General features: G+C 45.4%; 13 protein-coding genes. 6 read left to right on the top strand and 7 right to left on the bottom strand.

Annotated features, from left to right (window positions below):
• Genes ACZ1GZ_RS17370 through ACZ1GZ_RS17360 form a run of 3 tightly spaced genes read right to left on the bottom strand, consistent with a single transcriptional unit; the run spans position 1 to position 3,318 of the window.
• Positions 1 to 1,014 (bottom strand): alpha-ketoacid dehydrogenase subunit beta, encoded by a 1,014-nt coding sequence (locus ACZ1GZ_RS17370; protein WP_472666126.1) that lies wholly within the window; start codon positions 1,012 to 1,014, stop codon positions 1 to 3.
• A 1-nt stretch (position 1,015) separates the two neighbouring features.
• Positions 1,016 to 2,248 (bottom strand): thiamine pyrophosphate-dependent enzyme, encoded by a 1,233-nt coding sequence (locus ACZ1GZ_RS17365; protein WP_472666125.1) that lies wholly within the window; start codon positions 2,246 to 2,248, stop codon positions 1,016 to 1,018.
• Positions 2,249 to 2,250: 2 nt separating this feature from the next.
• Positions 2,251 to 3,318 carry a Leu/Phe/Val dehydrogenase gene (locus ACZ1GZ_RS17360; RefSeq protein WP_472666124.1) on the bottom strand — a complete coding sequence of 356 codons (1,068 nt, stop codon included), beginning with the start codon at positions 3,316 to 3,318 and terminating at the stop codon, positions 2,251 to 2,253.
• Between the two features lie 121 nt (positions 3,319 to 3,439).
• Here ACZ1GZ_RS17360 and ACZ1GZ_RS17355 point away from each other — a divergent pair, with 121 nt between their 5' ends.
• Positions 3,440 to 3,901 carry an Lrp/AsnC family transcriptional regulator gene (locus tag ACZ1GZ_RS17355; protein WP_472666123.1) on the top strand — a complete coding sequence of 154 codons (462 nt, stop codon included), beginning with the start codon at positions 3,440 to 3,442 and terminating at the stop codon, positions 3,899 to 3,901.
• 42 nt (positions 3,902 to 3,943) lie between these two features.
• Here ACZ1GZ_RS17355 and ACZ1GZ_RS17350 read toward each other — a convergent pair whose 3' ends face one another.
• From ACZ1GZ_RS17350 to ACZ1GZ_RS17340, 3 genes are all read right to left on the bottom strand, one after another.
• Positions 3,944 to 5,125 (bottom strand): acetyl-CoA C-acyltransferase, encoded by a 1,182-nt coding sequence (locus ACZ1GZ_RS17350; RefSeq protein ID WP_472666122.1) that lies wholly within the window; start codon positions 5,123 to 5,125, stop codon positions 3,944 to 3,946.
• A 10-nt stretch (positions 5,126 to 5,135) separates the two neighbouring features.
• Positions 5,136 to 5,903 (bottom strand): SDR family NAD(P)-dependent oxidoreductase, encoded by a 768-nt coding sequence (locus tag ACZ1GZ_RS17345; RefSeq protein ID WP_472666121.1) that lies wholly within the window; start codon positions 5,901 to 5,903, stop codon positions 5,136 to 5,138.
• 167 nt (positions 5,904 to 6,070) lie between these two features.
• Positions 6,071 to 6,844, bottom strand: a complete 774-nt coding sequence (locus ACZ1GZ_RS17340) for a glutathione S-transferase family protein (RefSeq protein WP_472666120.1) — start codon at positions 6,842 to 6,844, stop codon at positions 6,071 to 6,073.
• Between the two features lie 171 nt (positions 6,845 to 7,015).
• Between ACZ1GZ_RS17340 and ACZ1GZ_RS17335 the strand changes: the two genes are divergently transcribed.
• From ACZ1GZ_RS17335 to ACZ1GZ_RS17315, 5 genes are all read left to right on the top strand, one after another.
• Entirely contained in the window at positions 7,016 to 7,948 is a 933-nt protein-coding gene (locus tag ACZ1GZ_RS17335) for a TAXI family TRAP transporter solute-binding subunit (RefSeq protein ID WP_472666119.1), read from the top strand.
• Between the two features lie 84 nt (positions 7,949 to 8,032).
• A complete protein-coding gene (locus ACZ1GZ_RS17330) occupies positions 8,033 to 9,916 on the top strand; it encodes a TRAP transporter permease (protein WP_472666118.1) in 1,884 nt (627 codons plus the stop codon).
• Positions 9,917 to 9,925: 9 nt separating this feature from the next.
• A complete protein-coding gene (locus ACZ1GZ_RS17325) occupies positions 9,926 to 10,504 on the top strand; it encodes a cupin domain-containing protein (protein WP_472666117.1) in 579 nt (192 codons plus the stop codon).
• Between the two features lie 17 nt (positions 10,505 to 10,521).
• Positions 10,522 to 11,265 (top strand): sulfite exporter TauE/SafE family protein, encoded by a 744-nt coding sequence (locus tag ACZ1GZ_RS17320; protein WP_472666116.1) that lies wholly within the window; start codon positions 10,522 to 10,524, stop codon positions 11,263 to 11,265.
• A gap of 56 nt (positions 11,266 to 11,321) precedes the next feature.
• On the top strand, positions 11,322 to 11,939 hold the full coding sequence (locus ACZ1GZ_RS17315; protein ID WP_472666115.1) for a cupin domain-containing protein: 618 nt from the start codon (positions 11,322 to 11,324) through the stop codon (positions 11,937 to 11,939).
• Positions 11,940 to 11,947: 8 nt separating this feature from the next.
• Here ACZ1GZ_RS17315 and ACZ1GZ_RS17310 read toward each other — a convergent pair whose 3' ends face one another.
• Positions 11,948 to 12,445: a GlcG/HbpS family heme-binding protein gene (locus ACZ1GZ_RS17310; RefSeq protein WP_472666114.1), complete on the bottom strand. Its 498-nt coding sequence runs from the start codon at positions 12,443 to 12,445 to the stop codon at positions 11,948 to 11,950.

The raw sequence follows: 12,445 nt of genomic DNA, 5'->3' as shown, positions 1-12,445 counted from the left end.
TTAATCCTCCATAATCTTTGTTAAAGCTTCGCCGACACGTGTGGGGCCGGGAAAGTAATTCCATTCCTGGGCATGAGGGTAAGGGGTGTCCCAGCCTGTTACGCGGATCATGGGGGCTTCTAAGTGATAAAAACATGTCTCCTGAACAAGAGATATAAGTTCTGCACCAAAACCACTTGTACGAGTGGCTTCATGTAAGACTAAACAACGACCGGTCTTTTGAACGGATGCGATTATGGTTTCAAGATCAATAGGTGAAAGTGTTCTAAGATCAACAATCTCAGCGTCAATACCCGTTTCATTCACTGCAGCTTCTGCAACATATACCATGGTGCCATAGGTTAAGATGGTAACATCATTACCAGGACGATAGATCGATGCTTTGCCAATTTCTATTGTCTCATTGCCGTCTGAAACAATCCCGAGTGGATGTTTTTTCCAACTTTCGACCGGTCTGTCATGGTGGCCATTAAATGGACCATTATAGAGGCGCTTGGGTTCAAAAAAGATAACAGGATCAGGATCAGCAATTGATGCAAGCAGCAAGCCTTTGGCATCTTGCGGATTAGAAGGCATTACCACTTTTAAACCTGAAACGTGAGCAAAGAGAGCCTCAGGTGATTGACTGTGGGTTTGTCCTCCAAAAATACCACCACCTGTCGGAACACGAATTACTATGGGACATGTGAAGTCCGCGTTAGACCGATGCCTAAGTCTAGCCGCTTCTGATACTATTTGGTCAAATGCGGGATAGATATAATCTGCGAACTGAATTTCGATTACGGGCTTTAATCCATATGCCGCCATGCCGATTGCAGCACCGACAATGCCACTTTCATTAATCGGGCTGTCAAAACAACGGTTTTTACCATATTTTTCCTGCAGGCCTGCAGTGCATCGAAAAACACCGCCGAAGAAGCCAACATCTTCACCAAAGACAACCACTTTGTCGTCTGCAGCCATTGCCTGATCATGTGCATCGCGAATGGCTTCAATCATTGTCATTTCAGCCATTTTAATATCCCGCTTCTTGACGTTGGCGGACCAAATGCGGAGGCATTTTTTCATATACCCCTTCAAACATGTCGCGCGGACTTGGCGCTTGGCCTGTTCCTAAAGTGCCAACAGCTTCTGCTTCTTTTTGCGCTTTTTGAACATGATCCATAATCTCAGCTTCGAACTGTTTATGACGATCTTCGCTCCAGGCATCTAAGGTGATGAGATGTTGCTTAAGGCGCTCAATTGGATCACCCAGCGGCCAGGCTTGCCCCTCTTCTTTTGCACGATAAGCGGATGGATCGTCACTTGTTGAATGGCCGCCAGCGCGATACGTCACATGTTCGATAAGGGTTGGTCCATAACCATTTCGTGCGCGTTCTGCAGCCCATTTTGCAACGGCGTAGACGGCTAAATAGTCATTGCCATCCACGCGTAAAGCTGGAATGCCAAAGCCATGCCCACGTGCTGCGAATGTTCCCACTCCGCCTCTTGCAATGCCTTGGAATGTTGAAATTGCCCACTGGTTATTGACGATATTTAAAACCACAGGCGGGCGGTATGTTGAGGCGAATACCATTGCGGCATGAAAATCACTTTCAGCTGTTGAACCGTCACCAATCCAGCCGACAGATATTTTATCATCGCCCGATAACGCCGAAGCCATAGCCCAACCAACTGCTTGGATATACTGAGTGCCCAAATTTCCGGAGATAGAAAAGAAACCATGATCATTTGCCGAATACATAATAGGCATTTGACGCCCGACCAATGGATCATTTGCGTTTGAATAAATCTGGTTCATCATGGTCGTTAGGGGATAATCACCTGCAATCAAAAGTCCTGCTTGGCGATAAGTTGGGAAATTCATGTCTCCTCTTCGCAATGCCTTTCGAAAGGCGCAGCTGATGGCTTCTTCCCCCAAATGCTGCATATAAAAACTTGTCTTGCCCTGACGTTGCGCCATCATCATACGGGTATCAAAGGCACGCAACGTTAGCATATGTTGCAAGCCTTCACGGAGGTCTTCTACGCTAAGATCTTCCGCCCATTCACCCACTGCGTAACCATCCTTATTGAGTACGCGGACAATGGAAAATGCCATGTCGCGGATGGTGTCTGGGTCCACATCAATGGGTGGGCGTTTGACGAAACCAGCGCGCGGAATATCAAAGTTTGAAAAATCTGGTGCATCCCCAGGGCGGCACCCGGGTTCGGGAATATTGAGCGATAATCCACTTTGTTTTTTCATGGTTATGCAGCTCCTTCTTTGTGTGAAGCACTTAGAAGGATTTCATCCACCATTTCATCGGCAATTTGGATGGTCGTTTTCCCAGTCTTTTCACTTAATAGAATGATTTGGTGAATGCGTTCTTTTATTTGCTCAATACGCTCATCCCGGTATTGATGGCCTTGCTTTAAAATCTCACCTGCGGCGTTGATGATACCCCCAGCATTGACTACGTAGTCTGGCAGGTAGGTTATGCGGCGGTTTTGAATTTCTTGCGCGATTTGAGGTGTTGCTAATTGGTTGTTTGCTGCGCCACAAATTAATTTCGCACTGAGCTTGGCAACGGTCTCCTGCGTTAAAATTCCGCCCAAAGCGCATGGTGCAAAAATGTCCATTTGTGTGGCAAACACATCATCTAAAGCGCAAACCTTCGCTTTGAATTTCGACACAGCTTGATCGACCAAGGTCGGATTAATGTCGCAAACGATTAAGTCAGCACCATCAGCATGGAGTTTTTCAGCAAGCGACATGCCAACGTGGCCCAATCCTTGTACGAGCACGGGCTTGCCATCAAGGCTGTTTGTTCCAAAGACCTTTGTTGCGCCAACTTTAAGGCATTGAAAAACACCTTCAGCTGTAAAGGGTGAGGGGTCGCCGCTAGCAAAATTTCCCCCATCCAGTCCGGCAGCATATGGTGTTTCTTGTGCAACAATTGCCATATCGTGAGGACTAATGCCGACATCTTCGGCTGTGAAATAACTGCCCTTTAGTGAATTTACTACTTTGCCAAATGCTCTGAGCAATTCGGCTGTTTTGTCTGATTTCGGATCGCCAATAATCACAGATTTGCCGCCGCCAAGACCAAGGCCGGCGATGGCATTTTTACTCGTCATTCCTTTAGCTAGGCGCAAAGCATCTTCTTTCGCCTCTTCGAGACTATCGTAATCCCACATCCGGCATCCACCCGCAGCAGGACCGCAAGCTGTTGAGTGAATTGCGATATAAGTTTTCAATCCACAATTCTGATCCTCCGCAAAGATCAAACGTTCAAATCCTGGTGGGGTGGGCAGTTCATGGATGATCGGAAGCATGTTTTCTCCTTTGTTTGACGAGCATCAATAGAGTGACATGACTTGCACAGTTGATAAATTTGAATATTGGGTCTATTTTGAATTTCTTTAGTGATAATTATTGCAAAAATGAGAAAACTAAGTGATAAAAACTATAGATGAACTTGATCGTAAAATATTACGCATCCTTTGTGATAATGGTCGTGCGTCCATTGTTCAACTTTCTGAAGCCACTGGATTGTCCCAGACACCCTGTAAAAACCGCCTTCAAAGATTGGAAGCAATGGGTTTGATTTCTGGATATGGGGCGAAAATTGATCGCGCTGCAAGCGGCTTTGGTATAACGGCTTTCGTCAATGTAGAACTTGAATCTCACAAAGCAGAAGACATTTCAGGATTTCAAAAAGATATTGCTCATTTCGATGAAATTGTTACTGCGGCATTGATGACAGGCGGGCAAGATTTTTTGCTGGAGGTGGTTGTTTCTAGCCTTGAAGAATATGAGCATTTTTTGCAAACGCGATTGGCGCAAGTGGATAATGTGCGCAATATGAGATCCCGTTTCGCGTTAAAAAAGTTTATCGAGCGCAGCCGAATTCCATGAGGTTCGGCTACGTTGTTTCGTTTAATGAGTTGTTTTTAATAGCTACATCATCTCAATGGCTAAAGAGGTTGCCTCGCCACCACCAATACAGATTGAAGCGACGCCTTTTGATAAATTGTTTTGTTTAAGAGCATTAATCAGCGTCACCACAATGCGAGCCCCCGATGCACCGACGGGGTGACCCAGCGCACAAGCGCCGCCATGAATGTTGACCTTTTCATGCGGGATAGACAATTCCTTCATCGCGGCCAGTGCAACAACAGCAAAAGCTTCATTAACTTCAAAAAGATCAATGTCGCTAACCTGCCAATTTATCTTTTCGAGCAGCGCCTTTGTTGAACCAATTGGTGCTGTTGGGAAATCACATGGTTCAGCAGCATAACTTGTATGCGTGATGATCTTTGCAAGCGGTGTGAGTCCCCGTTTTTCCGCTTCAGATGCGCGCATCATTACAACACTAGCTGCACCATCTGAGATTGAACTTGAATTTGCGGCGGTGACTGTACCGTCTTTTGTAAATGCTGGCCGTAAGCTCCGGATTTTATCGCGTTTTGCCAATCTGGGCTGTTCGTCGGTGCTAATGACAAGCGGATTACGTCTGTCATTGTTTCCAAGTGTTACAATCTCGTCGTCGAACTTGCCGGATTCAATCGCTTTTTGAGCGCGATCGAGTGAAGAAATTGCATAGTCATCTTGTTCTGTGCGTGTGAAGTCATGGTCAGTCGCGCATTTTTCAGCGAAGTTTCCCATCAACTGCCCTTTGTCATAGGCATCCTCAAGTCCATCTAAGAACATGTGATCCATAAGAGCTGAATGCCCCATGCGTAAACCGCCGCGCGATTTGGTCGTTAAATAGGGAGCATTTGTCATGCTTTCCATTCCACCAGCTACGATGATGTTGGAGCTGCCGGCTAAGATTGCATCATGTGCCATCATGATTGTTTTCATACCTGAACCGCACATCTTATTAACTGTTGTTGCGCCAGCAAATTTGGGAATGCCAGCGCCAAGTGCAGCCTGTCTTGCCGGCGCTTGACCTAGACCTGCGGGCAAAACGCAGCCAAAGAGCACTTCATCAATGTCATCGGGTTTTATATCTGCACGTTCAATGGATGCGGCAATGGCAGCAGTACCTAAGTCTACCGCTGTTAGATTTTTGAACTCACCTTGAAAACCACCAATTGGTGTTCTGGCAATGGATACAATGACGATCGGATCTTGCATGTTTTCTACCTTATTTTGCTGCCATTCTTAATGAGCCATCGAGACGGATGACCTCACCATTTAACATACGATTGGTGATGATTGTTTCAACAAGTTTTGCATATTCTTCAGGCTTGCCCAACCTCGACGGAAATGGAACTTTTTCGCTCAACGAGGCTCGCACTTGATCCGGCATGGCGGCCATCATTGGTGTTTCAAATATACCTGGCGCGATGGCCATAACACGGACACCAAATTCAGCAAGCTCACGTGCGGCTGGAAGCGTCATTGAACACACGCCACCTTTAGATGCTGCATAGGCTATCTGTCCGATTTGGCCGTCAAAGGCTGCAATGGATGCGGTGTTAATAATAACACCGCGCTCACCATCAGGTCCGGGGGTGTTGGTAGACATTTTTTCCGCAGACAGACGCAACATATTAAAGCTACCGATCAGATTGATTGATACAGCATTTGAAAAACTCTCAAGGCGATGGACACCTTTTTTGCCGACAATTCTCTCGCCAGGAGCAATGCCAGCACAATTGACCAAGCCATCTAACTGACCAAACTCTATTGTGGCCATATCTATGGCTTTGGCTGCATCCTCGGGGTTTGTGACATCCGTTTTAATGTATATCGCATTGCCATTATGCTCTTTTTTAAATGCATCTGGATTAGTATCAGCAATGTCGGCGACAACAATTTTTGCGCCAATTTGCAAGAGGTTATCTTTAACTGCTTGACCCAAGCCAGATAAGCCACCTGTCACGATGAATGCCTTGTTTTTTATGTTCACACCAGTACCAATCTTAATTCCAAGTATAATCAAGTTCTATTTTGACACAGATTATGGAGTGAAAAAAATGAAGGATGGGCGCTAATTTAGAAATCTTAAGCGAAATTATCCGCATTTTTAACGTATTATGGTGATTATCACTATTGGGGCGAATTTCACTTACGTTATCAGCTGGTTTGTGGGGGAGGTCTGCGATGTAAATCACCGATTGGCAAAAATTCTGACAATCGGGACTTTGTGTAAAATGCTGTCGAAAATGAAGGACGTGATCTTAGTCTAATAAACCAATCACTTACATTAGGGGCATCTTCAGTCCAAAGTTTCGCTAAGCCAAGATCATCCAGTCGGTCTATTAATGGGGCCGCGATAAAATCAGCAAGCCCGAGTTCTCCTCCAGAAAGCCACGGATTATCATCCAAGCGTACTTCCATTCTGGAGATGGTGGATTTTAATTGCTCTAATGCGTTATTCACTTCGGTATCATCGAAGCCTTTGCGTCCCATTTTTTCGTAAAAGTGTTTGCGTAAAGGGCGGATGTCGGCCTGCTCTTTTTGAAATGCTTCATCATCCAAATTATCATAGCGTGGTAAGAATGCCATATTAAAGGATGGCACCCGAACAGCTGCCGTGGGGACTTCGTCTAAATATCGAATCCAAGCGCGAACGATGGCACGTTCTGCAGGATCTTCCGGCAATAGCGGTTTGTTCGGAAACACTTCCTCGAGATATTCGCAAATAACTCCTGAATCAGTGATAACAGCATCGTTGTGTATAAGAGTTGGGACGACACCATTTGGATTGAGCGCTAGATACTCTGGATCAAGGTGCTCATTGGTCGCAAGATTAATAAGTCTACTCTCCCACTCTAAGCCCTTTTCAGCCAACGACAATCTTACCTTCTGGCTGCATGTTGAATGATTGGCATGATAGAGCGTGAGCATCAGAACTTCCCTTTATTGATGAACTTGATTGGGACGATAAACGAAATTTATTCAAAAATAAATCGATAAAAGTTTGAATTTTGTAAAAATATCGATATATTTGAATTCTGACCGGAAGCGAGCAGGGAATATTACGGCGCTTTTGGTACATCATTAGATCGGGAGGATGATATGAAATACATTAAAAATATGGTTGCTGTTGCAGCCCTTTCACTTACAAGCATATTTGGTTTGCAAAGCGCGCAAGCTGATCAGGAACTGCGTATCGGTACTGCAAGTTTGGGCGGTGCATATTACCCAATGGGTCAGGCACTTGGTGTCAATGTTAATAATTTCGCTGATGGTTACACTATGGTTCCGATTGTAACGGGTGGTGGTCTTGAAAATCCGCGTCTTGTTGCATCTGGCGAAGTTGATGTTGCTTTGGCGCCTGCAAGCCTGTCGTTTTTGGCTGCCGGCGGCAAAGGCCCTTATAAAGAAGCGTTAGATATCCGCGGCATTGGTGCTTTGCATTCAAGTGTGTTGCATATGGTTACGCTGCCAGGTTCAGGCATTACCAGCATTGAAGATTTAAAGGGTCGCACAGTTGCCGTTGGACCTGCAGGTGGCGGTACGCTCAGCTTGATGCGCAATTTGTTTAAGCTTTATGACATGACTTTGGATGATATTACGCCAAGCTTTTTGTCTTATGCTGATGGTATGAGCCAGCTTGCAGACGGCAATGTTGATGCATCTTTTGCTTTGGCCGGTTTCCCAACAGGCGCTGTTTCACAAATTGCTGCGACGAATGAGTTGAGCTTTATTGAACTTGGTGATGAGAAAATGGCAGAGCTTGTCGATACTTTTTCATATTACACAAGCATTGAAGTACCAGCGGATGTGTATGGCAATGGCGAAGCGATCTCGGTTATTGGTTCTCCGAACTTGCTGATTACAAAAGCTGATATGGATGATGACTTGGCTTATGCAATTGCAAAAGCGATCTACGGCAATATGGATGCGTTGATTAAAGAAAACGCCTTGGCATCGAAAATTGTGCCAGCTCAGTCTCTTGAGCTTCCAATTGCACTTCACCCTGGTGCTGAGAAATTCCATAGAGAGTAATTTCAATTATTAATACGAATTAAAGTCGGGGCGGAATTATTCGCCCCGATTTTACCAATCCGCTTTTTAATAGAAGAAATGATCATGATGATGATTGATAAAATATTTGACCGCAGCATTGCGCTGGTCGCGTTTGCTATTGGATTATTCCACCTACTGAACGTGTCAGGCATATTTGTTCTTTCAACACGTGATATTCGAATTTTTCATTTGATGATGATGTTGGTGTTGCTGTTTTTAACGCGTGCCACATTTAAATCATTGGAACAGTCTTTGGCTGACAAAATCTTACGCATTGCGTTGATTGTGATCAGTGTTGGGTCATGCGGTTATCTTATGACCCGATGGAAAGATATTGCGTTAAGCGGTGGAGAAACCGTTGCGATGGATATCTGGGTTGGCGTTGTTGTACTGCTGTTGGTTTTAGAGTCTGCGCGTCGCGGTGTCGGCTTGGTTCTTGCGATTATTTGTCTGATATTTTTCACTTATCCTTTTTACTCATCGTATTTGCCGGGCGTTCTAAATGGCAGAGGTTATTCGCTTGAGCGTATGTCGGAATTTTTAACGACAACAGGACAGGGAATATTCGGTATTCCGCTTGGGGTTTCAGCAACCTACATAATTTTATTTTCAATTTACGGCGCGTTTCTAAGTGTGTTTGGCGCAGGTGATTTCTTCTTCAAACTGGCCGCAAGGATTACGTACGGCATGCGCGCCGCTGGTGCGAAGACAGCGGTTATTTTTTCAACGCTTTTGGGCATGATTTCAGGTTCAGCAGCAGGTAATGTTGCGGTTACGGGTTCTCTAACCATCCCAATGATGAAGAAGGAAGGTTATAAGCCACATCAGGCAGGAGCGATTGAAGCCGTTGTATCAACCGGTGGTCAGATCATGCCGCCCGTGATGGGTGCAGCTGCGTTTATCATGGCTGAGATCGTCGGCACGCCATATTCAAATATTATGAAGGCAGCATTGGTGCCCGCATTATTGTTCTTTGCATCTTTGTTTTTTGTCGTGCACCTTCAGGCAGCCAAAAGCGGGATTGAACCAAAATCCGTTGAAATCGATGATGACGAAACGACCCTTGAGATTTTGATCAAAGGTGGTCAATTTATCATTCCATTTGGCACTTTGATTGCAATGATGATCAATGGCTATTCGCCGTTTAAAGCCTCATTTTATTCGATCATTGTCTTACTAGTTTGTCATGTCATTTGGACCCGACGCATTGGTTTGGATATCTTCACCAAGTCTGCAAAAGCAATTACCGAAGGATCTAAAGCTGTTATCCCAATTGCAGCTGCATGTGCGGCAGCTGGCATTATTGCCGGCACATTGGGCATCACCGGATTGGGTTCGAAAATATCAGGACTTATTATTTATGCATCAGGTGGATATTTGTTGGCCGCGCTCATCCTAACAATGTTCACGGCAATCATTTTGGGTATGGGTTTGCCGACAACGGCCGCTTATCTAGTGTTAGCAACCGTGGTTGCACCTGCACTTGCAAATATGGGCTTACCGCTGCTCACGGCACATTTATTCGTTTTCTTTTATGGCTGTGTATCGACAATTACACCGCCCGTGGCATTGGCGTCCTATGTGGCGGCAGGGATCGCCAATGCTGATATTAACCGCGTGGGATGGACAGCCTTTTTCTACGGTATCACCTGTTTCATCTTGCCGTACATGTTTGTCTTTGGACCAGGTTTGATGCTCGATGGCGATATTGGTTCGATTGTCTTGGCAATTGGATCAGGCGCATTTGGGGTGTTTGCCATTGCTGCAGCTGTTGTGGGTTATGCTAAGGACAGACTTTCAATTCCAATGAGAGTAATCACAGCAATTGCTGGCATTGCTTTGCTTTACCAAGGTTGGCTCACTGATATCTGCGGATTGATCATTTTAGGTTTGATACTTTGGGGCACAAAGCTGCCTATGATCGCAAAACAAAAAACGGAAAGTTAGGAATATTCAATGGCGCGAGAATTTAGACGGGTCGTCACAGGTCATGATGAAAATGGTAAATCTGTTGTGGTGAGCGATGAAATCGCCAGCCAATATCTTGAGCGGCCAAATCGACCTGGTGTTCGGCTAACCAACTTTTGGCTAGAACGCGGTAGTCCGGCAGAGTTTGACGGTCCAACAGAAACTTGTACCGGTGATTTTGTTCTGCACCCGCCTCATAGGGGTAGCACATTTCGTTGTGTGGAATTTAAACCCGAAGATCCAGAGGTGATGAAAACGCTGGATGGGAAATCGGCTTTTGGCGAGATGGGCGCAAGTTCTAATATTGTTGAAAATGCGCGCCATCCCTTTATGCATCGCACGGATTCTCTCGATTATGCCATCGTGCTCACAGGTGAGATTTGGATGATGATGGATGAAGAAGAGGATGATTTGCTACTTAAGGCGGGAGATGTTCTAATCCAGCGCGGTAACAATCATGCTTGGTCAAACCGCGGGACTGAGACCTGCATCATTGCTTTTGTTCTCATCGATGGTGTTAGCCAGCGCGATGCACCCGAGGATAAGCGCAAAGGCATTCATAGATAAATGAAACTAGTGAATTAATGTCCATAGAACATCTTGTATTGGTCTGTATTACTTTCATCCTTGGAGGGATTTTAAAAGGTGCGACCGGAGTGGGGGCACCTTTAATTGCAATCCCAGTTATGGCGCTTCTCGTTGATTTGCCATTTGCTGTTTCGGTATTTCTTGTTCCGAATATTGTTTCTAATTTTTGGCAAACCTGGCGATTTAGAAAAGACCGGCCAGAGGGTAAATTCCCAATATTGTTTGCTATGACGGGCATCCTTGGCGCGGGTGTCGGCACAATGGTGTTAGCCGGGTTTAATAGCGATATATTGATTGGCTCAGTGGCATTGATCGTTCTGTTGTATGTTTCCTTTAAACTTGCAAATCCCAATTGGGCAATGAGCTGGAATTTGGCCAATAAGTTGGTGGTCCCGGTTGGTTTGGTTGGTGGTTTTTTGCAAGGTTCAACCGGATTATCTGCACCCATATCCGTGACATTTATGAACGCTGTGAACCTGCAGCGTGCGCAGTTTATTTTCACAATGTCGCTGTTCTTTTTATCAATGACCCTGATCCAGTTTCCGGCGCAATATGCTTTGGGAATTTTAACCTTAGAACGCTTTATCTACGGCGTCGTTGCTGTCATTCCTTTATTCATCGGAATGTCGATTGGTGGTTATCTCGGAAAGAGAATTTCCAAACCCGCTTTTGATAAGATTATCATCATTGTGTTGAGTTTGTTGGCGCTTCGCCTGCTTGTTTCCGTTTTTTATGGGTGATCTCAAATGCCCAATTTACTCACTATTTCATCTGCTCATTGATAGGATTTTCAGCCATGTCAGATCTTAAAATGTCGTTGTTTAAACATACAGATAAAGAGCTCACATTGGGCCCGGGTCATCATGGTGTTTTTGTCATCAAAGGTGAGATTAAATTATTTGATCAAACAGTTTGCCAAGGAGAGGGATACTATCTCGATGGGGCGCAGTCGCCTGTTTTAAAAATCGAAGCTGGCGTTGAGGTTTTACATGTATGCGTCAGTAATTCATCAGTGCAAGGAGACTTAGGCCCCACTTTGAGTGAAGCTGTTTTAGATTTAGATGAGGGCGCAAAGATCCTTCGTCTTGATCAGGTATCCTTTCCGATAGGATCGTGCGCGTATCGGCATGTTCATCATGGCGCGGGCTTTCGTTATTTAAAAGAAGGTGCGCTTGAAATTACATCTGATCACGGCTCTGAAATAATCCAAACAGGAGAGGCTTGGTTTGAACCTGCGCATTCACCGGTTCGTGCAACACCACAGAATGATGAGCCAGCCTCGTTTGTCCGCGCGATGATTATACCGCAGAGTTTTAAAGGCAAGCCGACAATTAAATATCTGAATAAAGATGATGAAGCGCGTCCTAAGCTACAAACAACTAAGCGCTTTTTTGATCAGGATATCTCGCTTTAAAATCGGAGTTAGCTTTTTGGCTTGTCCTGGTCAGACAAATAAGAGCGCGTCCAATCTGGATCGATCTCTGCAGGCTCTGTTGCAAAACCTGATTTATGCACGGCTTTGATGGCGCAATACTCATCCTTTTCAGATGTATCGCCACTTATGCCGACTGCGCCGATTGTAAAGCCGTCAGCATCTTCAATTAATACACCACCTGGAACCGGAATAAACCTGCCATCAGCTGCGCTCGCAATTGCGCTTTGAAACGCGGGTCGGTTGGATAATCGATCGCGAATGAGGCGGCTAGAGATCCCCATGCCAAGCGCGCCCGATGCTTTACCAAATGCAATCTCGAACCGCAGGTTGCCTGAGCCATCCTCACTTTTACAGGCGATGAGTTTACCGCCCGCATCAAGGACCACCACTGTCAGCGGATGCATGTTTTCACTGCGGCCTACTGCGAGTGCTTCATCGACAATAGCAGCAGCGGTATGAAGTGGGAGAACTGTTTTCATATGCAT

The organism is Lentilitoribacter sp. JB5-8, assembly GCF_055693385.1.
Note: the sequence above shows the minus strand (reverse complement) of the source record. Positions and strands in the feature narration are given on the sequence as shown.

What these genes read in the sequence shown, in the direction of transcription:
- ACZ1GZ_RS17365 (WP_472666125.1), bottom strand. Translation starts at nt 2,248, where the DNA reads ATGAAAAAACAAAGTGGATTATCGCTCAATATTCCCGAACCCGGGTGC.
- ACZ1GZ_RS17370 (WP_472666126.1), bottom strand. Translation starts at nt 1,014, where the DNA reads ATGGCTGAAATGACAATGATTGAAGCCATTCGCGATGCACATGATCAG.
- ACZ1GZ_RS17310 (WP_472666114.1), bottom strand. Translation starts at nt 12,445, where the DNA reads ATGCATATGAAAACAGTTCTCCCACTTCATACCGCTGCTGCTATTGTC.
- ACZ1GZ_RS17335 (WP_472666119.1), top strand. Translation starts at nt 7,016, where the DNA reads ATGAAATACATTAAAAATATGGTTGCTGTTGCAGCCCTTTCACTTACA.
- ACZ1GZ_RS17340 (WP_472666120.1), bottom strand. Translation starts at nt 6,844, where the DNA reads ATGCTCACGCTCTATCATGCCAATCATTCAACATGCAGCCAGAAGGTA.
- ACZ1GZ_RS17320 (WP_472666116.1), top strand. Translation starts at nt 10,522, where the DNA reads ATGTCCATAGAACATCTTGTATTGGTCTGTATTACTTTCATCCTTGGA.
- ACZ1GZ_RS17325 (WP_472666117.1), top strand. Translation starts at nt 9,926, where the DNA reads ATGGCGCGAGAATTTAGACGGGTCGTCACAGGTCATGATGAAAATGGT.
- ACZ1GZ_RS17315 (WP_472666115.1), top strand. Translation starts at nt 11,322, where the DNA reads ATGTCAGATCTTAAAATGTCGTTGTTTAAACATACAGATAAAGAGCTC.
- ACZ1GZ_RS17350 (WP_472666122.1), bottom strand. Translation starts at nt 5,125, where the DNA reads ATGCAAGATCCGATCGTCATTGTATCCATTGCCAGAACACCAATTGGT.
- ACZ1GZ_RS17330 (WP_472666118.1), top strand. Translation starts at nt 8,033, where the DNA reads ATGATGATGATTGATAAAATATTTGACCGCAGCATTGCGCTGGTCGCG.
- ACZ1GZ_RS17360 (WP_472666124.1), bottom strand. Translation starts at nt 3,318, where the DNA reads ATGCTTCCGATCATCCATGAACTGCCCACCCCACCAGGATTTGAACGT.